The 22,966-nt window shown below is 69.6% G+C and carries 21 protein-coding genes and 4 tRNA genes; 19 read left to right on the forward strand and 6 right to left on the reverse strand.

From position 1 onward, the window contains the following. Positions 1-7 precede the first annotated feature (7 nt). Positions 8-781 carry a helix-turn-helix domain-containing protein gene (locus ABWO84_RS06165; RefSeq protein ID WP_353113617.1) on the forward strand — a complete coding sequence of 258 codons (774 nt, stop codon included), beginning with the start codon at positions 8-10 and terminating at the stop codon, positions 779-781. A gap of 88 nt (positions 782-869) precedes the next feature. On the opposite strand, the gene ABWO84_RS06170 is transcribed toward ABWO84_RS06165, so the two are convergent. Together ABWO84_RS06170 and ABWO84_RS06175 are read right to left on the reverse strand one after the other, a co-directional pair. Next, positions 870-1,211 (reverse strand): hypothetical protein, encoded by a 342-nt coding sequence (locus ABWO84_RS06170; RefSeq protein ID WP_353113618.1) that lies wholly within the window; start codon positions 1,209-1,211, stop codon positions 870-872. A gap of 124 nt (positions 1,212-1,335) precedes the next feature. Further along, positions 1,336-1,408 (reverse strand) — tRNA-Val (locus tag ABWO84_RS06175). Between the two features lie 150 nt (positions 1,409-1,558). On the opposite strand from ABWO84_RS06175, the gene ABWO84_RS06180 reads away from it, so the two are divergent. The 3 genes from ABWO84_RS06180 (at position 1,559) to ABWO84_RS06190 (ending at position 1,855) form a co-directional block, all read left to right on the forward strand. Further along, positions 1,559-1,631: transfer RNA gene (locus tag ABWO84_RS06180), tRNA-Gly, on the forward strand. Positions 1,632-1,684: 53 nt separating this feature from the next. Then, a tRNA-Cys gene (locus ABWO84_RS06185) sits at positions 1,685-1,755 on the forward strand. Positions 1,756-1,783: 28 nt separating this feature from the next. Then, positions 1,784-1,855: transfer RNA gene (locus ABWO84_RS06190), tRNA-Val, on the forward strand. 48 nt (positions 1,856-1,903) lie between these two features. On the opposite strand, the gene ABWO84_RS06195 is transcribed toward ABWO84_RS06190, so the two are convergent. Beyond that, the gene (locus ABWO84_RS06195) at positions 1,904-5,056 is read right to left on the reverse strand and encodes a tetratricopeptide repeat protein (protein ID WP_353113620.1); all 3,153 of its coding nucleotides are present in this window, start codon (positions 5,054-5,056) and stop codon (positions 1,904-1,906) included. Between the two features lie 87 nt (positions 5,057-5,143). Here ABWO84_RS06195 and ABWO84_RS06200 point away from each other — a divergent pair, with 87 nt between their 5' ends. The 3 genes from ABWO84_RS06200 to ABWO84_RS06210 all read left to right on the forward strand — a co-directional run bounded on the left by ABWO84_RS06200 (position 5,144) and on the right by ABWO84_RS06210 (position 8,356). Continuing rightward, on the forward strand, positions 5,144-5,770 hold the full coding sequence (locus ABWO84_RS06200) for a YdcF family protein (protein WP_353113622.1): 627 nt from the start codon (positions 5,144-5,146) through the stop codon (positions 5,768-5,770). A 106-nt stretch (positions 5,771-5,876) separates the two neighbouring features. Then, positions 5,877-7,802 carry a threonine--tRNA ligase gene (thrS, locus tag ABWO84_RS06205; RefSeq protein WP_353113765.1) on the forward strand — a complete coding sequence of 642 codons (1,926 nt, stop codon included), beginning with the start codon at positions 5,877-5,879 and terminating at the stop codon, positions 7,800-7,802. Next, positions 7,799-8,356 carry an HIT family protein gene (locus ABWO84_RS06210; protein ID WP_353113624.1) on the forward strand — a complete coding sequence of 186 codons (558 nt, stop codon included), beginning with the start codon at positions 7,799-7,801 and terminating at the stop codon, positions 8,354-8,356. Before thrS ends, ABWO84_RS06210 begins: the two co-directional genes overlap by 4 nt. 3 nt (positions 8,357-8,359) lie before the next feature. Here the strand turns inward: ABWO84_RS06210 and pdxY are convergent, their stop codons facing one another. Together pdxY and ABWO84_RS06220 are read right to left on the reverse strand one after the other, a co-directional pair. Further along, positions 8,360-9,211: a pyridoxal kinase PdxY gene (pdxY, locus tag ABWO84_RS06215; RefSeq protein ID WP_353113766.1), complete on the reverse strand. Its 852-nt coding sequence runs from the start codon at positions 9,209-9,211 to the stop codon at positions 8,360-8,362. A gap of 31 nt (positions 9,212-9,242) precedes the next feature. Then, complete coding sequence (locus ABWO84_RS06220) at positions 9,243-10,550, reverse strand: aminotransferase class I/II-fold pyridoxal phosphate-dependent enzyme (RefSeq protein WP_353113626.1); 1,308 nt, start codon at positions 10,548-10,550, stop codon at positions 9,243-9,245. 67 nt (positions 10,551-10,617) lie between these two features. Between ABWO84_RS06220 and pdxS the strand changes: the two genes are divergently transcribed. The 12 genes from pdxS to ABWO84_RS06280 all read left to right on the forward strand — a co-directional run bounded on the left by pdxS (position 10,618) and on the right by ABWO84_RS06280 (position 22,353). Further along, a complete protein-coding gene (gene pdxS, locus ABWO84_RS06225) occupies positions 10,618-11,508 on the forward strand; it encodes a pyridoxal 5'-phosphate synthase lyase subunit PdxS (protein ID WP_353113628.1) in 891 nt (296 codons plus the stop codon). Then, positions 11,505-12,128 carry a pyridoxal 5'-phosphate synthase glutaminase subunit PdxT gene (gene pdxT / locus ABWO84_RS06230; RefSeq protein WP_502915392.1) on the forward strand — a complete coding sequence of 208 codons (624 nt, stop codon included), beginning with the start codon at positions 11,505-11,507 and terminating at the stop codon, positions 12,126-12,128. The genes pdxS and pdxT overlap by 4 nt, the downstream gene beginning before the upstream one ends. 77 nt (positions 12,129-12,205) lie before the next feature. Beyond that, positions 12,206-13,084: a DUF402 domain-containing protein gene (locus ABWO84_RS06235; protein ID WP_353113630.1), complete on the forward strand. Its 879-nt coding sequence runs from the start codon at positions 12,206-12,208 to the stop codon at positions 13,082-13,084. A 76-nt stretch (positions 13,085-13,160) separates the two neighbouring features. Then, positions 13,161-13,919 carry a YebC/PmpR family DNA-binding transcriptional regulator gene (locus ABWO84_RS06240; protein WP_353113632.1) on the forward strand — a complete coding sequence of 253 codons (759 nt, stop codon included), beginning with the start codon at positions 13,161-13,163 and terminating at the stop codon, positions 13,917-13,919. Then, on the forward strand, positions 13,919-14,530 hold the full coding sequence (locus tag ABWO84_RS06245) for a GrpB family protein (RefSeq protein ID WP_353113633.1): 612 nt from the start codon (positions 13,919-13,921) through the stop codon (positions 14,528-14,530). The genes ABWO84_RS06240 and ABWO84_RS06245 overlap by 1 nt, the downstream gene beginning before the upstream one ends. A 28-nt stretch (positions 14,531-14,558) precedes the next feature. Further along, positions 14,559-15,140 carry a crossover junction endodeoxyribonuclease RuvC gene (gene ruvC / locus ABWO84_RS06250; RefSeq protein WP_353113634.1) on the forward strand — a complete coding sequence of 194 codons (582 nt, stop codon included), beginning with the start codon at positions 14,559-14,561 and terminating at the stop codon, positions 15,138-15,140. A 9-nt stretch (positions 15,141-15,149) separates the two neighbouring features. Further along, positions 15,150-15,758, forward strand: a complete 609-nt coding sequence (gene ruvA, locus ABWO84_RS06255) for a Holliday junction branch migration protein RuvA (RefSeq protein ID WP_353113635.1) — start codon at positions 15,150-15,152, stop codon at positions 15,756-15,758. After that, positions 15,751-16,779, forward strand: coding sequence for a Holliday junction branch migration DNA helicase RuvB (ruvB, locus tag ABWO84_RS06260; protein WP_353113637.1), 1,029 nt, complete (start codon positions 15,751-15,753; stop codon positions 16,777-16,779). The genes ruvA and ruvB overlap by 8 nt, the downstream gene beginning before the upstream one ends. Positions 16,780-16,850: 71 nt before the next feature. Continuing rightward, positions 16,851-17,270, forward strand: coding sequence for a preprotein translocase subunit YajC (gene yajC, locus ABWO84_RS06265; RefSeq protein WP_353113639.1), 420 nt, complete (start codon positions 16,851-16,853; stop codon positions 17,268-17,270). A gap of 29 nt (positions 17,271-17,299) precedes the next feature. After that, on the forward strand, positions 17,300-19,039 hold the full coding sequence (gene secD, locus ABWO84_RS06270) for a protein translocase subunit SecD (protein ID WP_353113641.1): 1,740 nt from the start codon (positions 17,300-17,302) through the stop codon (positions 19,037-19,039). Then, entirely contained in the window at positions 19,039-20,034 is a 996-nt protein-coding gene (secF, locus tag ABWO84_RS06275) for a protein translocase subunit SecF (RefSeq protein ID WP_353113643.1), read from the forward strand. Before secD ends, secF begins: the two co-directional genes overlap by 1 nt. Before the next feature lie 69 nt (positions 20,035-20,103). Continuing rightward, a complete protein-coding gene (locus tag ABWO84_RS06280; protein ID WP_353113645.1) occupies positions 20,104-22,353 on the forward strand; it encodes a RelA/SpoT family protein in 2,250 nt (749 codons plus the stop codon). Here ABWO84_RS06280 and ABWO84_RS06285 read toward each other — a convergent pair. Then, complete coding sequence (locus tag ABWO84_RS06285) at positions 22,332-22,892, reverse strand: type IV toxin-antitoxin system AbiEi family antitoxin (RefSeq protein ID WP_353113646.1); 561 nt, start codon at positions 22,890-22,892, stop codon at positions 22,332-22,334. The genes ABWO84_RS06280 and ABWO84_RS06285 overlap by 22 nt on opposite strands. Positions 22,893-22,966 lie beyond the last annotated feature (74 nt).

The raw sequence follows: 22,966 nt of genomic DNA on the forward strand, positions 1-22,966 counted from the left end.
GGTCGCGGTGATCACCACCGGGCCTCTGCGCGCGGAGGCTCACGACCTGGGCGTCGATACGGCGCGTTTCATTGTGGGTCTCGCCGGCTCGGCCGAGGTTCGCATGGGGCGGACGACGCATGTCCTGCCGCCGAGGCATGCACTCGTCGTGCTCGGCGACCAGCCGCTGGTCGTGGAGTCCGACGAGGTGTGGATGCGGCTGGAGTGGCATGTCATGGCGGTGCCGTCGGGTTTGATCCGGGCTCGGGTGATCCAGCCGGTGCCGTTCCGAGTGGATGCGGGGATCATGCGTCTGCTCGACAGCATGACCCGGTCGCTGATCGTGGAGGCTCCGGCGCTCGACAGTCTCGCGCAGGTGTTCCTCTATCGTCTTCTGTCGCAGACGGTCGTGGCCGCGATCGCGGATGATCTGCGGCTGGGGAGCAGTCGGCAGCGGTTGTTCGAGAGGGCGCAGTTCCTGATCGAGTCTGAGTATGTGGATCCGAAGTTCACCGTCAAGGTGCTTTGTGAGCGGTTGAATGTCTCGCGTTCGTACCTGTATGAGGTCTATGCGGCCTATGGGACGACGCCGCGCAAGGAGATGGAGCGGCATCGTATCGGCTCGCTCCGTGCGCGTGCTGATCTCGATGCGCACGCGGCGGCGTCGGAGCTGGCCGGACTGGCGGGCTTCTCGTCGGCGCAGCAGCTCCGCGACACGGTCACCCGCTTCGAGGAGGGGAACCCGCTGGCAGAGGACGCCTGGGGACGACGACAGCGTGGTGAGGCGAGGCCCGCCGAGTAACCAGATGGCTGGGGCGTTCGTTCGCTCAACGATCACGAGGCCACTCGGCGCGTGATCCGTCCGGCACGGGCGTGGCCCGACCGTCTTCTCACGGACGGTAGAAGAGCGCGAGAGAGACGAAGACGTACACGGCGGCGAGGAGCCACGCGGCGGGCCCGGCGGCGATCGCCAACACGAGCCCGATGATCCCCTGGCGGCGTCCGCGGCGCTGGATGATCGCGATGACGCCGACGACGACGGCAGCGACGCCCAGAGGCACGCCGAGCATCGGGATGCCCGCCAAGATGCCGCGCGGCGAGATGACCAGTGAGAAGACGGTCATCAGGATCGCGCATGCCACCGTGGCGACGCCGAGCCAGAGCGCAACGCGTCCCAGCCTCGGCGAGCCGGGAGCCGGTGCGGATGGCGCGGGAAGCGGCGGAAGCGTCATGCGATCAGCATAGGTCCAGGCGACGTGATCGCCGTCGTAGGGAGTCGTTCCGCCAGGCCGTGCTCCGGCGATGGCCTCCTGCAGAAAAAGAAGAGCCCCCGGTTGCAACCGGGGGCTCTCGCGGTGGGCGATGCCGGACTCGAACCGACGACCTCTTCCGTGTGAAGGAAGCGCGCTACCAACTGCGCCAATCGCCCATGACCACTGGGGTCGAGAAACGATACTACCGGACGATCCGAGGTGATCTTGACCACCGCCGCGGACACGCCCGAAGTCTGGAGCCGGTTTGGTGATGGGCTCATCCTGGGCTAATGTATTTCAAGTGCCCGGGACACCGGGAACGAAATGCGGATGTAGCGCAGTTGGTAGCGCATCACCTTGCCAAGGTGAGGGTCGCGAGTTCGAGTCTCGTCATCCGCTCGAGTGCAGAGGTTCCTCGTGAGCTTCGGCATGTGGGTTCGAATCCACCTCGCGGTGGCGTGGCCGAGAGGCTAGGCACCGGCCTGCAAAGCCGTTTACACGGGTTCGAATCCCGTCGCCACCTCTCCTGCACAACTGAATAGCCCCAACGGGCGCGATTGGCGCAGCGGTAGCGCGCTTCCCTGACACGGAAGAGGTCACTGGTTCGATCCCAGTATCGCGCACGACCTGAAGCCCCCGGGATTCCCGGGGGCTTCTTCGTGTGCGGCGACTCAGCCGATCAGGTTCCACACCACGAGCGTGATGATGACCAGCGCGATGGTCCCGCCGATGACGATCTGGGTCGTCCGGCCGGCCTTCTCGGAGGACTTCTTCTGCCAGGAGCGGGAGCGCTTCACCTGGGGTGAGTCCTTGCCGAGCACACGCTCCATCACGGGGATGTTCCGACGGTAGATGCGCAGGGCCTCGCGGTGCCTTCCGAGCGAGGCGAAGGTCTCGGCGATGTCGTCGGCGGCGTCGAGCGTGAGTGCATGCTGCGGACTCAGACGGCTCTCTCCGGCATCCCGGGCATCGGCGTAGGCCTCGAGCGCCTCCTCCTGCCGCCCGTGCTCCGCGAGGCGTCGTCCGAGCCAGATGCGGAGCTTCACGCTGCGCTCGGGATCCGGTTCGGCGGTGTCCGCGATCTGGATCGCGCGGCGCTGTATCGTCGCCATCTCGTCGACGCGGTCGCTGTGCGAGAGGGACAGGCTCAGGTCGTTGAGGGCATCGGCGAGCGCCCAGCGGTCGTCCGGCAGCAGCCGTTCGAGCTGCGGGACGATGCGCGTGTACGCATCGGCCGCCTCGCGGTGCGCGCCCAGCCGCCGGTAGCACTCGGCAATCCCGCGCTCGGCACGCAGCCATTCGACGTCCGGATGATCGGCGAGGAGGTCGCGGGCGCGGCCGTATTCGATCACCGCATCGCCGTACCGGCCCTGTTCCGTCAGGTGATCGGCGTAGGCGAGGGAGGAGAGCGCCGGAGAGCCGGCGGGGTCGGGGGCGGCGAAGCTCGCACGGGTCTCTTCCGCGAGCTCCTGACGCGCCTCCTGGCCGGCGCCGTCGCGGGCGAGGGCGGCGTCGAGATCGCGGATGCGGCCGAGCGTGCTCGGGTGTGTGGGCCCGAGGACCTCCCGCGACAGGACGACGGCGCGCTCAAGGAGCTCCCGAGCCCGCGCGCGGTCGCCGAGCACGCCCACGGCGCCCGCCAGGTTGGAGAGCGTGGTGAGGGTGTGCGGGTCGCGGTCTCCGAGCGCTTCCGTCCTCAGCGCCAGAACGCGCTCGAACCGACGGACCGCCTCAGCGTGATTGCCGAGATGCCGTTCTTCGAGCGCGCGGTTGTTGAGGGTGATCAACGCGTCCCGGTGCCGCGGGCCGAGAGCGGCGAGCTGCATCTCGTGGAGACGGTCGTACCCCGCGGCGGCCTCGGCGTGGCGGTCCAGCTGGCATGCGGCGTTCGCGAGGTTTCCGAGCACCCGCATCGCCTGGACGGTGTCGCCGGAGCCCTCGTCGCGCAACCGCTGCAGCACGGGACGCAGCAGCGCCTCCGCCTCGGCGGGGCGGTCGCCGTTGAGATAGACGGCTGCGAGATCGATCGCGTGACGGACGTCCCCGCTGGCCTCGTAGAGCGCGCGCATCCCCTGGGTGGCCTCGTCGAATCTGCCGAGCTCCTGCAGGGCGAGGGCCCGGGCGTTGCGGAGGTCGTCGACGACCGGCGGATGGACGGACTCGCGTTCCGCCTCCGAGATCGCGGACTCCAGCAGCGCGGCGGCGTCGCTCGTCCGGCCCAGGCCGCGAAGCGCGACGGCCACCGCCTGGCGGGACTGGGCGATCCTCACCGCACCCGTCAGCCGGTCGCCGGTCGTCGTCGCCTCCGTGGCGATCTCCTGCTCGAGCTCCAGGGAGCGCTCGAAAGCGGCGAGGGAGCGTTCGCCGTCGCCGGTATCGCCCGCGGTCCGCCCGAGGTCGTCGTACAGTGAGATGCGGGCCATCCGTGCCGGGGCGCCGAACCGCGTCAGCCGCTCCGCGGCGTCGCTCAGCACGTCGAGGGAGGCGACGGACCCCGCCTCCTCCCACAGGGAGAGGTCGGTCCAGGCCTGCCGGAACTCATCGAACAACCGGGCGCCGCTGAGCCCCTCCTCCTCTTCGGGCGGGAGATCGCCGTCCCGCCACGCCTCGCACGCGCGTTCGACGAGCTCGCAGCGCAGCCGCGCGCGGGAACGGCCGCGTTCCCGCGACGCGAGATCCCCGTCGGCGGAGGCCGCCTGGCGGAGAACGCGCGCTTCGAGCTCGCGCGACTGCAGCGATACGCGACTGGACGCGCCCTGCTCCGTCTCGGCCTCGTCCGCGATCGCACGGACCTCGTCGGCCAGCATCGACAGGGAGGCCTCTCGACCCGTCGCGGCGAGCTGCACCTCGACGGCCATCAGCCGCGTGTTGAGCACCTGACGGCTGCCGGGGCCGAAACGGGCGGACTCGAGCACCGAGACACGGCGCAGCAGGGGGAGAGGATCGTCGGCGGGGACGCCCTCATCCCGGAGCCGACGCAGCACGATGGCGCGGAGTCTCATCGCTTCGAGTGCCGAGGGGGCGTCGTCGCCGAACGTCCGCTGCATAGCCGGGATCAGCAGGGTGAGATCGGCGTCGGCGCCGGCGAGGTCCTGCGACCAGTAGCGGGTGCGCGCCCGCCACCACCATGCGTCGAGGGTGTCGGGGTGCTCCAGCCCGAGCAGGGTCCGACGCCCCTCCAGGACCCGCTCCCAGAGGAGCGCTGATTCGGCGTCCTCGTCGAGCCGGGAGAGTTCCTGCGCCTTGGAGGCGAGCGTCATCAGATGGTTGACACCGCCCTCCTCGGCGGCGGCGGCGCGCGCGATGAGCAGGTCGTAGGCGTGCAGGCCGTCCTCGACCCGGAGCCGTGTGAGCCACTGGGCGCGGCGCTCCATCAGCCAGAGCACGCGGGGGTTCGCGCCGCCGAGGGCGCGTTCGCCCTCGGCGACCAGCGCATCCAGGCGGTCGATCGTCTCGGGGGTGGCGGCCTCGGGGTCCTGTCCGATGAGGGCCTCCGCGGCGTCGGCGTAGAGCCGGTCCTCGATCAGCTCCGCGCGGTGCTCATCGAGGTGTCCGCCGCCGTCGAGAGCGGTGCGGCAGACGTCCGCGAGCGCATGCAGCATGGCGCGGGCATCGTCGACGCGTCCGAGCTCGCCGAGACCGTGGGCGACGCCGCGCAGCGCGCTCCGATGGGCGGAGCCCGCCTCTCCCTGGGCGACGATCACGCGCGGCAGCAGCGCGCGGAAGGCGACGATCCCGCTCTCGACCCTCGCTGCATCGCCGCTGTCGACGTCCGACCACGCGGAGCCGAGCGCCTCGTCGAGTTCCTCCCCGGGGATGTCCATCCGCGTCCGCCTTCCCGACGCGATGCGCCGTCGCAAGCGAGCCTACGAGATCCGGCGGACGTGGCGGCCGGTGGCTACGGTGGTTCCATGCGCCGGATGCTCTTCCTCCTGCTCGCGATGCTCGCCGCCGCGCTGGCGTGCAGCGAGATCGGCACCTGGCGGGCGTCGAGACGCGGACCGTTCGAGGGCGACCCGACACTGGCCCGTACCGTCGTAGTGCTCGGGTACGGCAACCGTGGAGTGCGCGCGAACGCTGTCAACCGCTACCGCGTCCGTGTGGGCCTGCGTACACGGCACGGGCTCGGCGGCGTCATGGTCTTCAGCGGCGGCGCGGTGCGGGGAGCGGTGCCCGAAGCAGTGCTCATGCGCGACTACGCGACGGGACGCCGCCGCTATCGGGGCCGAACCCTCGTGGAGAAGGAGAGCCGCTCGACCCACGAGAACGTCCGGAACGTCATCCCCCTGATCGAGGATGCGGAAGCCATCGCCTTCGCCTCGCACGCGCCGCACGCGGAGAAGGCCAGGGCAGAACTCCGTCGTCTGCGACCTGACCTCGCCGAGCGCCTCGTACGGGCCGATGACTACCGGCTCGGCGAGATCCCCGTAGTCAAGGCCGTCGTGCTCATCCGCCTCTCCCTCATCCGTCTTCGGGAGCGCTGGGCCCCGCGGCGCGGTGACGGCGCACGTGCGAGAGCGGCGCGGCGGGGCGAGTAGCCTAGAAGCGACCCCTGGATGGAGATTGTCTGTGCCTGAGAACGCCCAGCCGCACGCCGCCAAGCGCGACGGCTTCGCCCTGTTCACCGACCGTTCTGTCGTCGCCATGCGCGTGAACGGCGTCCTGAAGGATCTCGCCACGGTCGTGGCCGAGACCGACGAGGTCGAGGCCGTCACGATCGACAGCCCGGACGGTCTGAGCATCCTGCGCCACTCGACGGCCCACGTCCTCGCACAAGCGGTTCAGCGGATCAAGCCGCAGGCGAACCTCGGCATCGGCCCGCCGATCACCGACGGCTTCTACTACGACTTCGGCGTCGACACCCCGTTCACCCCGGAAGACGTCAAGGCGATCTCCAAGGAGATGCAGCGGATCGTGCGCGAGGGGCAGCGCTTCGTGCGTCGCGTCGTCACCGACGACGAGGCGCGTGCGGAGCTCGCCGACGAGCCCTTCAAGCTCGAGCTCATCGGGCTCAAGGGCGGCAAGGAAGCGGCCGAGGGGGCATCCGTCGAGGTCGGCGAGGGCGAGCTCACGATCTACGACAACGTCGCCAAGGACGGAGAGGTCGCATGGAAGGACCTCTGCCGCGGGCCGCATCTCCCGAACACCAGGATGATCGGCAACGGCTGGGACCTGACCCGCATCGCGGGTGCGTACTGGCGCGGCAGCGAGAAGAACCCCCAGCTCCAGCGCATCTACGGCACGGCCTGGCCGACCAAGGACGAGCTGCGCGCGTACCAGCTGCGCCTGGAGGAGGCGGCGAAGCGCGACCACCGGCGCCTCGGCAAGGAGCTCGACCTCTTCTCCTTCCCCGACGAGCTGGGCTCCGGCATGTCGGTGTGGCACCCGCGCGGCGGGATCGTCCGCGGCGAGATGGAGCAGCACGCGCGTCGGCGCCACATCGAGGGCGGCTACACCTACGTGTACACGCCGCACATCTCGAAGGAAGACCTCTTCTGGCAGTCGAACCATCTCGTCAACTACAAGGACGACATGTTCCCGCCGATGAGGATCGACGAAGAGGTCGATGAGGAGGGCAACGTCACCCGCAAGGGCGTCGACTACTACCTCAAGCCGATGAACTGCCCGATGCACATCCTCATCTACAAGGAGCGCGCCCGGTCGTACCGCGACCTGCCGCTGCGACTCGCCGAGAACGGCACGGTCTACCGCTACGAGCTCTCCGGCGCGCTGCACGGCCTCACCCGCGTCCGCGGCTTCACCCAGGACGACTCGCACCTCTTCGTCGCACCGGACCGCCTGCAGGAGGAGGTCGGCAAGGTCCTCGAGTTCATCATCTCGATGCTGCGCGACTTCGGCCTCACCGACTTCGAGCTCGAGCTGTCGATGCGCGACGACGAGAAGGACAAGTGGATCGGCACGGAGGAGTTCTGGGACTCGTCCACCGATGCGCTGCGCCAGGTGGCCCTCGCGAGCGGGCTGAAGCTGACCGAGGTCCCTGGCGAGGCGGCCTTCTACGGCCCGAAGATCGACCTCAAGACCACCGATGCGATCGGCCGCGTGTGGCAGCTCTCGACCGTGCAGGTCGACCCGAACCTGCCGGAGCGCTTCGGCCTGGAGTTCACCGACAAGGACGGGCAGAAGAAGCGCCCGATCATGATCCACCGGGCGCTGTTCGGCTCGATCGAGCGGTTCTTCGCGATCCTGCTCGAGCACTACGCCGGCGACTTCCCGCTCTGGCTCTCGCCGGTGCAGGTCGTCGGGGTCCCGGTCGCGGAGGAGTACGCGGACTACCTCGACGAGGCGGTCTCGGCGCTCCGCGCCGCCGGTGTGCGCGCCGAGGTCGACCACTCCGACGACCGGATGCAGAAGAAGATCCGCAACCACACCACGGGCAAGGTCCCTCTCATCCTCATCGCGGGGGAGCAGGACCGCTCGGCGGGCACGGTCTCCTTCCGTTTCCGCGACGGCACCCAGGAGAACGGTGTCCCCGTCGCCGACGCGGTCGAGCGCGTGCGGCGCGCGATCGCCGAGCACCGGCTCGTTCACACGGCGGGTGACCTGGCGTGACCGACGCCGACACTCCGGCCTCGGCCGAGGACGCCTCCCGGCTGCCAGGCGTCCCCGATGAGTTCCAGCGGCTGTGGACCCCTCATCGGATGGCCTACATCCAGGCCGGCCCGGAGCCGCTGCGCGAGGAGTGCCCGTTCTGCGAGGCGCCGAAGCACCCCGATGCGGATCGCCTGATCGTCGCGCGGGGCGAGAACGCCTATGTGCTGCTCAACCTCTTCCCCTACAACTCGGGGCATCTGCTCGTCTGCCCGTACCGCCACATCGCGACCTACGATCAGGCGACGCCGGAGGAGGTCGCCGAGATCGGCTCCCTCACGCAGACGGGCATGCGCGTGCTGCGTCAGGTGTCCAACTGCGACGGGTTCAACCTGGGCATGAACCAGGGCGCGGTGGCTGGGGCGGGCGTCGACGCCCACCTGCATCAGCACATCGTGCCGCGCTGGCGCTCGGACGCGAACTTCTTCCCGATCATCGCGAAGACGAAGGCGCTGCCCCAGCTACTGGGCGAGGTGCGCGAAGCGGTCGCCACCGCGTGGCCGGCGACCGCCTGAGACTCAGCGCACCTGCTCGGCGGTGAACTGCAGGGACGGGTTCGCGAACCACTCCTGCGCCTGGACGAGCTGCAGCTCCCGCTCACCCGACTCCAGCGTGAGCTGCAGCAGGTGGAACACGCTCGAGACGGTGAGCTCGAGAGCGCTCTTCGCATCGCGGGTGCTCACGTAGTGCGCCGTGAACAGCGCGGCGGTCACGTCGCCGGAACCGTTCGCCTTCATCGGCAGGTGCGGTGTCGCGACCAGCCAGGCGCCCTTGTCGTCGACGGCGAGCATCTCGATCGTGTCCTCCGCGCGCTCCGGACGCTCGACGCTCGTGACCAGCACGGTGTTCGGTCCCATGGCGCGTGCGGCGTCGACCGAGGCGAGCGTGCTCTCCAGCGTGTCGGGCTCGGTGCCGGTGAGGTAGCCGAGCTCGAACTGGTTGGGCGTGATGATGTCGGCAACCGGGACGACCCGGTCGCGCAGCAGCTCGGGGATGGCCGGGGCGACGAAGCAGCCCGACTTCGCGTTGCCCATCACCGGATCGCACGCGTACAGCGCGTCCGGGTTGGCGGCCTTGACCCGTGCGACCGCGTCGATGATCACGTCGGCGATGCCCTCGCTGCCCTGGTAGCCGCTGAGCGCGGCGTCGACCTCGGGCAGCACGCCGCGCTCCTCGACGCCGACGATGACCTCGTGGACGTCGGCCGGGGCGATCAGCGGCCCGCGCCACGCGCCGTAGCCGGTGTGGTTGGAGAAGTTCACCGTGTAGACGGGGATGACCTCCACACCGATGCGCTGGAGCGGGAAGACGGCCGCCGAGTTCCCGACGTGGCCATGGGCGACAGCGGACTGGATCGAGAGGATCTTCAGCATCCTGCCATCTTCTCACCTCGTCGCAGGGTCACCTGCGCACGGCGGCCGCGAGGTCATCCAGCAACGCGGCGGTCTCGTCCTCGTCGAGATCATGCACGGTCAGTCGCAGATGATGTGAGGGCTGAGTCGCCTCTTCGGGGCGGAACTCGTCGCCGGTGCGCGCCAGCCAGCCCCGGCGCATCAGATGCTCCGCGGCGCTCCGCGCCGTCACCGGGAGCCCCACCCAGAGGTTCAGTCCGTCGCCCGGCTCGCACGGGATGCCGCGGGCGGTGAGCCCCTCCGCGAAGGCACGGTTCTTCGAAGCGTAGTGCTCCGCCGCCGCGGAGAAGAGCGCCTGCACGGATGCGTCCCGGAGCTGCGCGAGCGCGAGACGCTGCAGCAGGTGGCTCACCCAGGTCGTCCCGGGGCTGAGTCGCATCGCGAGCCGCTCGGCCGTGGTGGGGTCGGTGGCGGCGACGGCCAGGCACATGTCCGGTCCGAGGAACTTCGACACCGAGCGCACCAGCGCGTAGCGGCGATGCTCCGGGCCGATCAGCGACTCGTACGGACGATGCGACAGCGCGGAGAAGTGGTCGTCCTCGATGACCAGGACGTAGGGGTGCTCGACGAGCAATTCGCGCAGGGCCGCAGCACGTGCGGGGGAGAGCGAGGCACCGGTGGGGTTCTGCGCCCTCGGCGTGCACACGATCGCGCGGACGCCGGCGTCCAGCGCGGCGCGCACGCCGTCGACGGTCATCCCCTCGTCGTCGACCGGGACCGGAACCGCGCGGTAGCCGCCCAGACGCGCCGTATGGATGCTGGCGAGGAAGCACGGGTCCTCGAGCGCCACGGCGTCGTCCCGCATCAGCGCCTGCGCCAGCAGCCGCTCCACGGCATCCACCGCGCCGCTGGTGATCGTGATGCGCAGGTCGTCGCGCCGCACGTCGGCGGCGACCCACTCGCGCGCCCAGGACTCGAGGGCGGGGTCGATGACCGGCTCGCCGTAGAGCACGGGGCGGCCGATGGAGCGCAGCAGAGCGGGGGTCGGGTCGGGGATGTAGCCCGGATCGGGGTTGCCGGAGCCGATGTCGCGGAGCACGGTGTCCGCGGCGTGCCCCTCCTGCGCGACGCTGCCCGCGCCGGCGACCACGGTGCCCGCTCGTCCGCGGGAGAGCACGAGCCCGGCGTGGGCGAGCTGGCGATACGCGGCGACCGCGGTGTTGCGGTTGACGTTGAGGGATGCGGCGAGTTCGCGCACCGGTGGGAGGGCGTCTCCGGGGCTCAGCAGTCCGCGTTCGCGGAGCGCGCGGATGCTGTCGGCGATCTCTGCCGCCGTGGAACCCGTGATCTGGTGCATCGGGTCGAGTCTACGGTGCTATCGTTTGGCATAGGTCAATACTTTCCTTTGTCCCGAGAGGATCTCCATGTCTGAGCAGACCACCGGATCGGCCCGCGTCAAGCGCGGGTTCGCCGAGATGCTGAAGGGCGGCGTCATCATGGACGTCGTCACCGCCGAGCAGGCGAAGATCGCCGAGGACGCCGGAGCCGTGGCCGTCATGGCGCTCGAGCGCGTTCCCGCCGACATCCGCGCCCAGGGCGGCGTCTCGCGCATGAGCGACCCGGACATGATCGACAGCATCATCGACGCCGTCTCGATCCCGGTGATGGCGAAGGCCCGTATCGGTCACTTCGTCGAGGCGCAGGTGCTGCAGGAGCTGGGTGTCGACTACATCGACGAGTCCGAGGTGCTCTCGCCGGCCGACTACGTCAACCACATCGACAAGCACGACTTCACCGTGCCCTTCGTCTGCGGCGCCACCAACCTCGGCGAGGCGCTGCGTCGTATCAACGAGGGTGCGGCGATGATCCGCTCCAAGGGCGAGGCCGGAACCGGCGACGTCTCCGAGGCGATGAAGCACATCCGCAAGATCCGCGGGGAGATCGCCGCCCTCGGCGCGCTCTCGAAGGACGAGCTGTACGTCGCCGCGAAGGAGCTGCAAGCGCCCTACGAGCTGGTCGCCGAGATCGCCGACACCGGCGTGCTCCCGGTCGTGCTGTTCGTCGCCGGCGGCGTCGCCACCCCGGCGGACGCCGCGATGATGATGCAGCTCGGCGCCGACGGCGTGTTCGTCGGATCCGGCATCTTCAAGTCGGGCAACCCGGCTGAGCGGGCGAAGGCGATCGTCAAGGCGACGACCTTCTACGATGACGCGAAGGTCATCGCCGAGGTGTCCCGCGGTCTCGGCGAGGCCATGGTCGGCATCAACGTATCCGACCTGCCCGCGCCGCACCGCCTCGCCGAGCGCGGCTGGTGATCACCCAGCGCGTCGGCGTTCTCGCGCTGCAGGGCGACGTGCGCGAGCACGCGGCCCTGCTCGCGGAGCTGGGTGCCGAAGTCGTGCTGGTACGGCGCCCCGAGGAGCTCGCGACGGTCGGCGGCCTCGTGATCCCGGGCGGCGAGTCGACGGTGATCGACAAGCTCTCGCGCACCTTCGGTCTGCAGGGGCCCATCCGCACGGCGATCGCCGACGGGATGCCGGTGCTCGGCACCTGCGCCGGGCTCATCATGCTGGCGGATCGGATTGAGGACGCGATCGAGGGGCAGCAGACCTTCGGCGGTCTCGACGTGCTCGTGCGCCGCAACGCCTTCGGCCGGCAGACCGAGTCGTTCGAGGCCGAGCTGGACGTCCCCGAGCTGGGCGATGCACCTGTGCACGCCGCGTTCATCCGCGGGCCGGTGGTCGAGTCGGTGGGGCGCTCAGCCGCGACGCTCGCGGCACTGCCCGATGGTCGTGTGGTCGCGGTCGAGCAGGGGAACCTGCTCGGGATCGGCTTCCACCCCGAGATCTCGGGGGAGACACGCTTCCACCGACGTTTCCTGGACCGCGTCGCTGCGCGCAGCGGACCGGGAGCGTCAGCCGGCGCGGCCGTGTGAGCGCAGTCCGTCGAGGAGTTGAGCTGGTCGACGGCGCCTTCAGCGAACGTGAACGGTGCAGCGATAGCGTGACATCCATGCGACTACCTCTCGGATCGACCGATGTCAGTGCGAGCGGAGGGAATGCGGTTCTCGCGGGCCGCAGAGGAGAGGCATGGGGTGGCGTCGCATACCGCCCTCTGTCCCTCGCCGCCGCCGTCGCTCTGCTCGACGACGGGAGTCACTCCGCCGCCCACGCCGACCCCGCCTTCGAGACCGCCGTTCCCTCCGACGCGCAGGATGCTCCGCGCTTCGCTCAGGGCGACCCGATCCTCTGGCGATACGGACGGCACGTCGAGACGGCCCGTGTCGTCCGCGACGACGATCAGGGGCTGGTCGTGTGGATCCCCTCCGGCTCGGCGCGGCTCGCCTCCGTTCCCGCCGATGGGCGCTCGACGCGTGAGGTTCCCCTCGACCAGCGCTTCAGCGTGCCGTGGCGCATCGCGGAGACGCGCTGGCGCGGCCCGGGCATCGTGCGAGTGGCTCCTTCGGGAAGGCCGTGGTCGGTCTGGTTCTTCCGGTCCGCCGCCGGCGTGCCCGAAGGCGTCTACGTAAACCTCGAGCTCCCGCACCGGCGGATCGGCGGTGAGAACGCCGGCATCTTCTCCCGCGACCTCGTCCTCGACCTGTGGATCGATGCCGAGCATCAGGGCAGCGAGGACATATGGCTCAAGGACGCGGATGAGCTGGAGGCCGCCGTGCGGCAGGGGCGGTTCACCGCGGAACAGGCCGAGGCCGTGCGTGCACTCGCCGACCACGCGATGCACGGGTTCGTCGCATCCGGCGAGTGGCCTCTGGACGAGGGGTGGGATCTCTGGACGCCGACGACGGAGCTGGACGTTCCCGTGCAGCTGCCCGCCAGCGCGGCGATGGACGCCGCACGTCTGCGAACGGGGCGGACCGGCATCGAGGGCTGACGGCGGAACGTCGGCGATTCGTTAGAATGGACGACGCCCTGGAGGCGACTCCGGGAGAAGAGACGAGCGGAGACTTATGTCCGGGCATTCCAAGTGGGCCACGACGAAGCACAAGAAGGCCGTCATCGACGCGCGCCGTGCGAAGTCGTGGGCCAAGCTCATCAAGAACATCGAGGTCGCCGCGAAGCTGGGCGGCCCCGATCAGGCGGGCAACCCGACCCTGTTCGACGCGGTGCTGAAGGCGAAGAAGACCTCGGTGCCCAAGGACAACATCGACCGCGCGATCAAGCGCGGGGCGGGCATCGGCGGCGAGTCCGTCGAGTACACCTCGATCATGTATGAGGGCTACGGCCCCAACGGGGTGGCGCTGATGATCGAGTGCCTCACCGACAACAAGAACCGTGCGGCCGCGGAGGTGCGCACCGCGCTCACCCGCAACGGCGGCACGCTCGCCGATCCGGGCAGCGTCGCGTACAACTTCACCCGCAAGGGCGTCATCGTGGTGGGGTCCGAGGGCACCAGCGAGGACGACGTGCTGATGACGGTGCTCGAAGCGGGCGCGGAGGAGGTCGAGCCGCACGCGCAGGGCTTCGAGGTCATCACCGAGGCCACCGATCTGGTCTCGGTGCGCAGCGCGCTGCAGGAGGCCGGCATCGAGTACGAGTCGGCCGACGTGGAGTTCGTCCCGAACCTCAAGGTCGAGATCGACGCCGACACGGCCCGCAAGATCTTCCGTCTGATCGACGCCCTCGAGGACAGCGACGACGTGCAGAACGTCTTCAGCAACTTCGACCTCTCCGCCGAGGTGCAGGCCGAGCTGGAAGCGGACGACTGATGGGCGGCGGGCCGCGCATCGTCGAATACGACGAGCGCTGGCCCGCGTCGGCCGAGATCTGGTCCCGCCGGCTGATCGACGCGTTCCCCGAGAGCGCGGGAGCCGGACGTGCGGAGTGCGTACACGTCGGTTCGACGGCGGTGCCTGGCCTCGCCGCGAAGCCGTTCCTCGATCTGCAGGTGACCGTGGACGCGCTTCCCGCGGAGGCGACGCTCACGGCGGCCTGGGCGCCGCTCGGTCTCGCCCGCGCCCGGGGCTCGCGCCCCGATTCCCCCGGCGTCTCCTTCGACATCCCTCGTCCGGGCAGCGATCCTCGATTCCACGAGAAGCTCCTCTTCGTCGGGGAGGAGCCCGCGGCGGACGCGGCAGTAGAAGGCGTCATCGTGCATGTGAGACTGCGCGAGTCGGCGTTCGCCGCCTTCGTGCTCTCGTTCCGCGACTGGCTTCGCGGGGATCACGAAGCCCGGGCGGAGTACGAGGCGTTGAAGCGGGAGCTGGCCGAAGAGTACGCCTCGGCCGCCGACTACGACGACTACACCCGCGCGAAGACCGCCTTCATGGACCGCGCCCAGGCGGCGATGGACGGGGAGACCGCGCGCCGCAGGCCGTAGCTGATCGGCGCCGACTTACGCTGGGGGAGTGACCTCCTCGCTGCGCGTCCTCGGCATCGACCCCGGCCTCACCCGGTGCGGCGTCGGCGTCGTCGACGTGGATCGGGCCCGACGGGGGACGCTCGTGCACGTCGGAGTGGTCCGCACCCCGCCAGACGCCGACATCGCGGAGCGGTTGGCCGGCATCGCCGCCGGCATCCGTGCGGTGATCGAGGAGCACCGGCCGCAGGCGGTGGCCGTTGAACGCGTGTTCGCACAGCAGAACCGGCAGACGGTCATGGGCACGGCCCAGGCCTCGGGCGTCGCGCTGCTCATCGCCGCGGAGGCGGGCCTGCCGGCGGCGACCCACACCCCGAGCGAGGTCAAGGCCGCGGTGACCGGGTACGGCTCGGCGGACAAGCGACAGGTGCAGTCGATGATCGCCCGGATTCTGCGGCTCGACGAACTGCCGCAGCCGGCGGACGCCGCCGACGCGCTGGCGATCGCGCTCTGTCACGCCTGGCGCCGCGACGCCGCCTCTCCCACGGCCGGTGGCGGCCTCACCCCGGCGCAGCGCGCATGGGCGGACGCGGAGCGTGTCGCTCGAACGTATGTACGATCCCCTCGGTAGGCTGGGGGGATGATCTCCTCTCTGCACGGCGTCGTCCTGCACACGGCCTCCGACCACGTCGTCGTGGAGACCGGCGGTGTGGGCTTCCAGGTGTTCGTGCCGGCAGACGTCGCGCACACCGCGACGGCGGGCGAGAGGCTGCTGCTGCACACGAGCCTGATCGTCCGGGAGGACGCGCTCTCGCTCTACGGGTTCGCCGATCGCGACGAGCTGGAGATCTTCGGGCAGCTGCTCAGCGTGACGGGCGTCGGGCCGAAGTCGGCGCTGGGCGTCCTCTCGCACCTGACTGTCGACCAGATCGCCGAGGCCGTGGGCGCGGAGGACGACGCCCCCTTCCGTCGCGTCTCCGGGATCGGGCCCAAGACCGCCAAGCTGATCGTCGTGCAGCTGGCGGGCAAGGTGCAGCCGCGGATCGCGGCGACTCCCGTGTCCGCGGCCGCGACGGCGGTGGCCGATCAGGTGACCGCCGCGCTCGTCGGGCTGGGGTGGACGGAGAAGGTCGCGGCGGAGGCCGCCGCGCAGAGCGCCGCCGACGCCTCGGACGCCGAGCGGGCCTCCGTGTCCGCGCTGTTGCGGCGCACCCTCGCCGCGCTCGGACCGGGGGCCGGCCGTGGCTGAGCCCCGCGACGCCGCCGAGGCGGTCGATGAGACCGAGCTGGCGATCGAGGGGGCGCTGCGCCCGGCGAGTCTCGGCGAGTTCGTCGGCCAGCCCAAGGTGCGCGGTCAGCTGCAGCTTCTCCTGCAGGCGGCACGCATCCAGGAGCGCCCCGCCGACCACATCCTGCTCGCGGGCCCGCCCGGTCTCGGCAAGACCACGCTCGCGATGATCGTCGCGCACGAGAGCGAACGGCCGCTACGGCTCTCCAGCGGCCCGGCGATCCAGCACGCCGGCGATCTCGCCGCGCTGCTCTCCAGCCTGACGCCCGGCGAGGTGCTGTTCATCGACGAGATCCACCGGATGGCGCGCTCCGCCGAGGAGATGCTCTATCTGGCGATGGAGGACTTCCGGATCGACATCATGGTCGGCAAGGGCGCCGGTGCCACGAGCATCCCCCTCGATCTCGCCCCCTTCACGCTGGTGGGCGCCACGACGCGGAGCGGGCTGCTGCCCAATCCGCTCCGCGACCGGTTCGGCTTCACGGGCCACCTGGAGTACTACGGCGAGGACGATCTCGAGCGCGTGATCGCCCGTTCCTCCTCGGTGCTGGGGGTCTCGTTGCCGGAGGACGCGCTCTCCGAGATCGCCCGCCGATCGCGGGGCACGCCCCGGATCGCGAACCGCCTGCTCCGCCGCGTGCGCGACTACGCGCTGGTGCACGGCGCAGGCGGAAGCGCCACGCTCGGCGACGTGCGCGCCGCGCTCGACCTCTACGACGTCGACGGCATCGGCCTCGACCGTCTCGACCGTGCAGTGCTCGATGCACTGGTGCGGCGCTTCGGGGGAGGCCCGGTCGGCCTCAGCACCCTCGCCGTCGCGGTCGGGGAGGAGGCGGAGACGGTGGAGAGCGTCGTCGAGCCCTACCTCGTGCGCATCGGTTTCCTCGGCCGTACGCCTCGCGGGCGGATCGCGATGCCGGAGGCCTATGCGCACCTCGGCGTGGCGGCGCCGGGCGGGGGCGCATTGTTCGATGACCTATAATCACTGAAGACTTCCCCCGACCCCTGATGCGCGTCCCGCCGCCGGCATGCGCGAAAAGGAAAGGCCCTTCCATGGACATCTCCCTCATCCTGCTGCCGCTGCTCGTCGTCATGCTCGTGTTCATGTTCTTCAACACCCGCAAGCGTCAGAAGCAGATGAAGGCGCAGCAGGAGGAGAAGGCGACGAAGACCGTCCCCGGCGCCAAGGTGCTGCTGCAGGGCGGCATCTACGGCACGATCGTCTCCTACGACCCGGTCGACCTGGACAAGCCCGCCGAGGTGGAGGTCGCCCCCGGCGTCGTCATCGAGGTGCACAGCCAGGCGATCCTGCGTCTCGTCGAGCCGACCGAGCCGGAGCTCGATGACACCGAGCTCCCCGAGGACATCACCATCCCCGACAACGCGGCCGAGCTCAGCGAGGCGTCGGATGCCCCGCACATCGAGTCGCCCGAGGAGACCAAGCGGCGTCTCGACCGCGACGCCGACAAGTAACTCCTCGCCCCACCAGAAAGCGGCAATTCGTGGCATCCACCTCACCGACCCGTCACGCCTGGCGGGTCCTCCTCGGTCTGCTCATCGTCACCGCGGTGCTCTTCGGCATCAACGCGCTCGGCGTGTACGCGGTCAAGAAGAGCTCCTGGACCCCTGAACTGGCGCTGGACCTCCAGGGCGGCACGCAGATCATCCTCTCGGCGCAGACCGCCGACGGGAAGAACCCGACGCAGGATCAGCTCGACCAGGCCGCGGCGATCATCCGCCAGCGCGTGGACGCCTCCGGCGTCTCCGAGGCGGACATCACCACCGAGGGCGGGCGCAACATCGTCGTGCAGATCCCCGGTCCGGCGGACGCAGAGACGAGGGAGCGGATCCAGGCCAGCGCACAGCTGGAGTTCCGCGCGGTGCTCGCGCAGACCGGCGCGGCGACGGAGTTCGTGGGCGAGGACGGGAAGTCGACGAAGTACCCCACGCCGGACGCGACGATGAACGCGACGCCGACGGCGAAGCCGACCGACGACAGCGATCCCAACTGGATCACCGAGAAGCTGCAGGCCCAGTTCCTCAGCTATGACTGCGCGGCGAAGCAGAACGACGCCGCCAAGCAGCCCAAGGACCAGCCGATCGTCGCGTGCGACCCGGCGAACCAGGTCAAGTACCTGCTCGGCCCGGTGGAGCTCGACGGAACGGTCATCACCGACGCCCAGGCGGGCCGCGAGCAGACCTCCGGCGCTTGGACCGTCAACCTGACGATGAACGCCAAGGGCACCGAGGAGTTCGGCAAGGTCAGCCAGCGCCTGTACCAGCTCAAGATCGCGAACCAGTCGCCGCGTGACCAGTTCGCCTTCGTGCTGGACGGCCGCGTCATCTCGGCCCCCGCGATGCAGGGGCTCATCCTCAACGGCAAGCCCTCGATCTCGGGCAGCTTCACGCAGGAGAGCGCGAAGGCTCTCGCCGACCAGCTGCGGTACGGCGCTCTGCCCCTGAGCTTCAACGTGGAGAGCTCCGACACGATCTCGGCGACGCTCGGCTCGCAGCAGCTGCGGATCGGCCTCATCGCCGGTCTCATCGGCCTCGCGCTGGTCGCGGTGTACTCGCTGCTCAGCTATCGTGCGCTCGGCTGGGTGATCATGGCGTCGATCGGCGTCATGGGCGTGCTGACCTACATCATCATCTGCATCCTCGCCTGGCGGATGGGTTTCCGCCTCTCGCTCGCCGGCGTCGCGGGTCTGATCGTGTCGATCGGCTTCACGGCCGACTCGTTCATCGTGTACTTCGAACGCATCCGTGATGAGCTCCGCGACGGCAAGTCGATCATCGGCGCCGTCGAGGACGGCTGGGGCCGCGCCAAGAGGACGATCTACATCTCGAAGTCGATCAACATCCTCGCGGCCGTCGTGCTGTACATCCTCGCCGACGCCACGGTGAAGGGCTTCGCGTTCACGCTCGGCCTCACGACCCTCATCGACGTGTTCATCTTCGTGATCTTCACGCACCCGGTCATGCAGCTGCTCGCCCGCACACGGTTCTTCGGCGGCGGCCACAAGCTCTCCGGGCTGGACCCGCAGTCGCTCGGCGCGGTCTACCACGGACGTGCCCAGTTCCGGGAGGTCTCGACCGGTTCCTCGGGTCAGGCCGCCCGCAACAAGGGCTCCCGCAGCGAGGCGGAGCGCCGCCAGACGATCGCGGAACGCAAGAGGGCCGAGGCCCTGACCGCGCCCGGCAGAGACAGCCAGGCGGATGCCGGAAAGGACGGGGACGCCTGATGGCCTCGATGAATGACTTCGGCAACAAGCTGTACTCGGGGAAGATCTCCTTCCCCTTCGTCGGCAAGCGCCGGCTCTGGTTCGTGATCGCGATCCTGCTGGTCGTCGGCTCGGTGCTGGTCCCGACGGTGCTCCGTCCCATCCAGTTCTCGATCGAGTTCACCGGCGGATCGCAGTTCATGGTGCAGGCGCCCGCCAGCACCGATCAGAAGATCGCCACCGACGCCGTGCGGTCGGTCGTCCCGGGCGCGACCACCAAGGTGGTCATCGTCAACGGGAAGGACGTCCGCGTCCAGACCGACCAGATGAGCCCGACCGAGACCCAGGACGTCGCCGCGGCTCTGGCCGACGCCTACAAGGTGGACAAGGACAAGGGCGTGACGTCCTCGTTCATCGGTCCCGCCTGGGGCGAGAACGTGACCAAGCAGTCGCTCTGGGGTCTCGCGATCTTCCTGGCGCTGACATTCCTCATCCTCGCGATCTACTTCCGCACCTGGAAGATGTCGGCCGCGGCGATCATCGGTCTTCTGGACGTGCTGGTCATCACGATCGGCGTCTACGGCCTCGCCGGCTTCGAGGTGTCACCGGCGGCGGTGATCGGCTTCCTGACGATCCTGGCCTATTCGCTGTACGACACCACCGTCGTGTTCGACAAGATCAGGGAGAACACGACGGAGGACGGCGCCCAATCGACACGGACCTTCGGCGAATCGGTGAACCTCGCGGTGAACCAGACGCTGGTGCGGTCGATCAACACGTCGATCGTGGCGGCGCTCCCGGTGGGGGCGATCCTCTTCATCGGTGCGTTCTGGCTCGGCGCGGAGACCCTCAGTGACATCTCGCTGTCGATCTTCGTGGGCATCCTCGTCGCGACCTACTCGACGCTGTTCGTCGCGGCACCGCTGTACGCGTTCTTCCGGGAGTCGGAGCCGGCGATCCGCGCGCACGACGCCAAGGTGCGTCAGGCGCGCGAGCGCGCCGTCACCACCGTCTGACAGCCGGCCTCCGCGGCCTGCTGCCGCGGTTCCCGCGCGTAAGATGGTGAGACTCGGAGGTGTGAACGCATGGCGGAGCCGCAGGCGACATCGCAGGGTTCCAGTCTGCGCTGGCTGGTGCCCCGGATCTTCTCGCGCGCGCCACGGGTCAACGACCTCGACAACCTGATCCGCACGGTACGGGTGAACCATCCGCGCGGTGACCTGCCCATCATCGAGCGCGCCTACGCCGTGGCGAAGGAGAAGCACGAGGGGCAGTTCCGTCAGAGCGGCGAGCCCTACATCACGCACCCCCTGGCCGTGGCGCAGATCCTCGCCGAGCTGGGTCTCGGTCCCCGGGCGATCGCGGCCGCGCTGCTCCACGACACCGTGGAGGACACCGGCTATGCGCTGAGCGAGCTCCAGGACACCTTCGGAGACGAAGTGGCCATGCTGGTCGACGGCGTCACCAAGCTCGACAAGGTGAAGTACGGCGAGAGCGCCCAGGCCGAGACGGTGCGCAAGATGATCGTCGCGATGTCGAAGGACATCCGCGTGCTGCTCATCAAGCTCGCCGACCGGCTGCACAACGCCCGCACCTGGGGCTTCGTGCCGCCGGAGAAGGCGTCCCGCAAGGCGAAGGAGACCCTCGAGATCTACGCGCCCCTCGCGCATCGGCTCGGGATCCAGACGATCAAGAGCGAGCTGGAGGACCTCTCCTTCGCGGTGCTGCACCCGAAGATCTACGCCGAGATCTCGAGCCTCATCGCGCAGCGCACGCCGCAGCGCGAGAAGTACCTGCAGCAGGTGGTCGAGGCGATCGACGAGGATCTGCGAGACCTCCGCATCCGGGGCAAGGTCGTCGGGCGTCCGAAGCAGCTGTACTCCGTGTACCAGAAGATGGTGGTCCGCGGTCGCGAGTTCGACGACATCTACGACCTGATCGGCATCCGCGTGCTGGTCGGCTCCGTGCGCGACTGCTACGCGGTGCTGGGCGCCATCCACGCACGATGGACGCCGTTGCCCGGCCGCTTCAAGGACTACATCGCGACGCCGAAGTTCAACCTGTACCAGTCGCTGCACACGACCGTGATCGGCCCGGGCGGACGCACCGTGGAGATCCAGATCCGCACGCACGAGATGCACCAGCAGGCCGAGTTCGGGGTGGCGGCGCACTGGATGTACAAGGAGCGGATGAACGGCGGCAAGGCCGACGTGAAGCCGGTCGACACGGACATGGCCTGGCTCGCTCACATCTCCGACTGGCAGGCGGAGACCGCCGACCCGAGCGAGTTCCTCGACTCGCTGCGGTTCGAGATCGGCGCGAAGGAGGTCTACGTCTTCACGCCGAAGGGGCGCGTGATCGGGCTTCCGACGGGCGCGACGCCAGTCGACTTCGCCTACGCGGTGCACACCGAGATCGGCCACCGCACCATGGGGGCGAAGGTGAACGGCCGCCTCGTGCCGCTCGAGACCGAGCTGCGCAGTGGCGACGTCGTCGAGGTGTTCACCTCGAAGAACCCGGATGCGGGCCCCAGCCAGGACTGGCTCTCGTTCGTGAAGAGCACGCGTGCGCGCAACAAGATCCGCGGGTGGTTCACCAAGGAACGACGCGAAGAGGCGATCGAGCAGGGCAAGGAGGCCATTGCGCGGGCCATGCGCCGCCAGAACCTGCCCCTCCAGCGCTTGATGAGCCAGGACTCGTTCTCCCAGGTCGCGCAGCAGCTGCGGTACGAGGACGTGTCCGCGCTGTACGCCGCGGTGGGCGAGGGGCACATCTCGACCCAGTCGGTGCTGGAGAAGGTCACCGCGCTCGTCGCAGCCGACGACACGAACACCGGGGCGATCGACCTTCCCGGGCACGCGCCGGCCCGCGAAGCCCGGGCGGGCGACTCGGGTGTGCTGGTGCGCGGCGCGGCCGACATCCTGGTGAAGCTCGCACGCTGCTGCACGCCGGTGCCGGGCGATCCGATCGTGGGTTTCGTGACGCGGGGGAGCGGCGTCTCCGTGCACCGTTCCGACTGTGTGAACGTGAAGGCCCTCGGCTCCGACCCCGACCGTTTCGTCGAGGTCGAGTGGGCGCCAACGACCAAGAGTGTGTTCCGGGTGCAGATCCAGGTGGAGGCGCTCGACCGTTCGGGGCTGCTCTCCGACGTGACCCGGGTGCTCAGCGAGCACCACGTGAACATCCTCTCCGCCACGGTTTCCACGACCGACGAGCGCTTGGCCCTCAGCCGCTTCGTGTTCGAGATGGGCGATGCCGTGCATCTCGATCGGGTGCTCAACGCGGTGCGGCGGATCGACGCCGTCTACGACGTCTACCGCGTCACGACCTCCTGAGCGGCGAGTTCGCCGAGCAGCAGCATCGCATGGCGCTTGCCCGGAACGCGGCCGCGTGCGGAGATGACCTCCGCCGTGCGCGAGGCGAGCCCGGGGGAGACGAGGAGAAGGCCTTTCAGCCAGTGCTCGCTCTCCGCGTCGCGGTGTGCGGCGAGTGCGAGTTCGATCGCGGTCGCCTCGCGCGTGCCGACGGGCACGCCGTCGAGGTCGAGAACATCGGCATCGGCGAACCCGGGCTCGTGCACGATCACGCGGTCGCCGGGCCGGGGACGGGGACCCTTCGCGCCGCACCGCCGCAGGTGGTGCCTCACCGGAGGGCGGTCACCCGCTCCGTGGATCCACGCCGCCGAGGGTCCGCAGAGCGCCGAGCCCGCGGACAGCAGGTGTGCGACAGATGACGCGCGCGCGTCCGCGCCTTCTACGGTGTCGGCCGGCATGTAGGCCTCGCCGACCTCGACCACGTGGCCATCGAGGCGCGCGGCGCTCAGCTCGGTGAGGGAGAGGCGGTGGCCGGGAGCGTAGATCAGCGCGGGGTGCATGGAGACAAGTGTGCGGCCGGCGCCCCGTTCAGGAGGAGCACCGGCCGCACACTGTGGATAACCGGGGAGGAGGC

It is taken from the genome of Microbacterium sp., from assembly GCF_040394595.1.
Classification (GTDB): domain Bacteria; phylum Actinomycetota; class Actinomycetes; order Actinomycetales; family Microbacteriaceae; genus Microbacterium.

Excerpts from the sequence above, each read along its gene's own strand:
- ABWO84_RS06170 (WP_353113618.1), bottom strand. The coding sequence starts at position 1,211 with ATGACGCTTCCGCCGCTTCCCGCGCCATCCGCACCGGCTCCCGGCTCG.
- ABWO84_RS06195 (WP_353113620.1), bottom strand. The coding sequence starts at position 5,056 with ATGGACATCCCCGGGGAGGAACTCGACGAGGCGCTCGGCTCCGCGTGG.
- ABWO84_RS06200 (WP_353113622.1), top strand. The coding sequence starts at position 5,144 with ATGCGCCGGATGCTCTTCCTCCTGCTCGCGATGCTCGCCGCCGCGCTG.
- thrS (WP_353113765.1), top strand. The coding sequence starts at position 5,877 with ATGCGCGTGAACGGCGTCCTGAAGGATCTCGCCACGGTCGTGGCCGAG.
- ABWO84_RS06220 (WP_353113626.1), bottom strand. The coding sequence starts at position 10,550 with ATGCACCAGATCACGGGTTCCACGGCGGCAGAGATCGCCGACAGCATC.
- pdxS (WP_353113628.1), top strand. The coding sequence starts at position 10,618 with ATGTCTGAGCAGACCACCGGATCGGCCCGCGTCAAGCGCGGGTTCGCC.
- ABWO84_RS06235 (WP_353113630.1), top strand. The coding sequence starts at position 12,206 with ATGCGACTACCTCTCGGATCGACCGATGTCAGTGCGAGCGGAGGGAAT.
- ABWO84_RS06240 (WP_353113632.1), top strand. The coding sequence starts at position 13,161 with ATGTCCGGGCATTCCAAGTGGGCCACGACGAAGCACAAGAAGGCCGTC.
- ABWO84_RS06245 (WP_353113633.1), top strand. The coding sequence starts at position 13,919 with ATGGGCGGCGGGCCGCGCATCGTCGAATACGACGAGCGCTGGCCCGCG.
- ruvA (WP_353113635.1), top strand. The coding sequence starts at position 15,150 with ATGATCTCCTCTCTGCACGGCGTCGTCCTGCACACGGCCTCCGACCAC.
- yajC (WP_353113639.1), top strand. The coding sequence starts at position 16,851 with ATGGACATCTCCCTCATCCTGCTGCCGCTGCTCGTCGTCATGCTCGTG.
- secF (WP_353113643.1), top strand. The coding sequence starts at position 19,039 with ATGGCCTCGATGAATGACTTCGGCAACAAGCTGTACTCGGGGAAGATC.
- ABWO84_RS06280 (WP_353113645.1), top strand. The coding sequence starts at position 20,104 with ATGGCGGAGCCGCAGGCGACATCGCAGGGTTCCAGTCTGCGCTGGCTG.
- ABWO84_RS06285 (WP_353113646.1), bottom strand. The coding sequence starts at position 22,892 with ATGCACCCCGCGCTGATCTACGCTCCCGGCCACCGCCTCTCCCTCACC.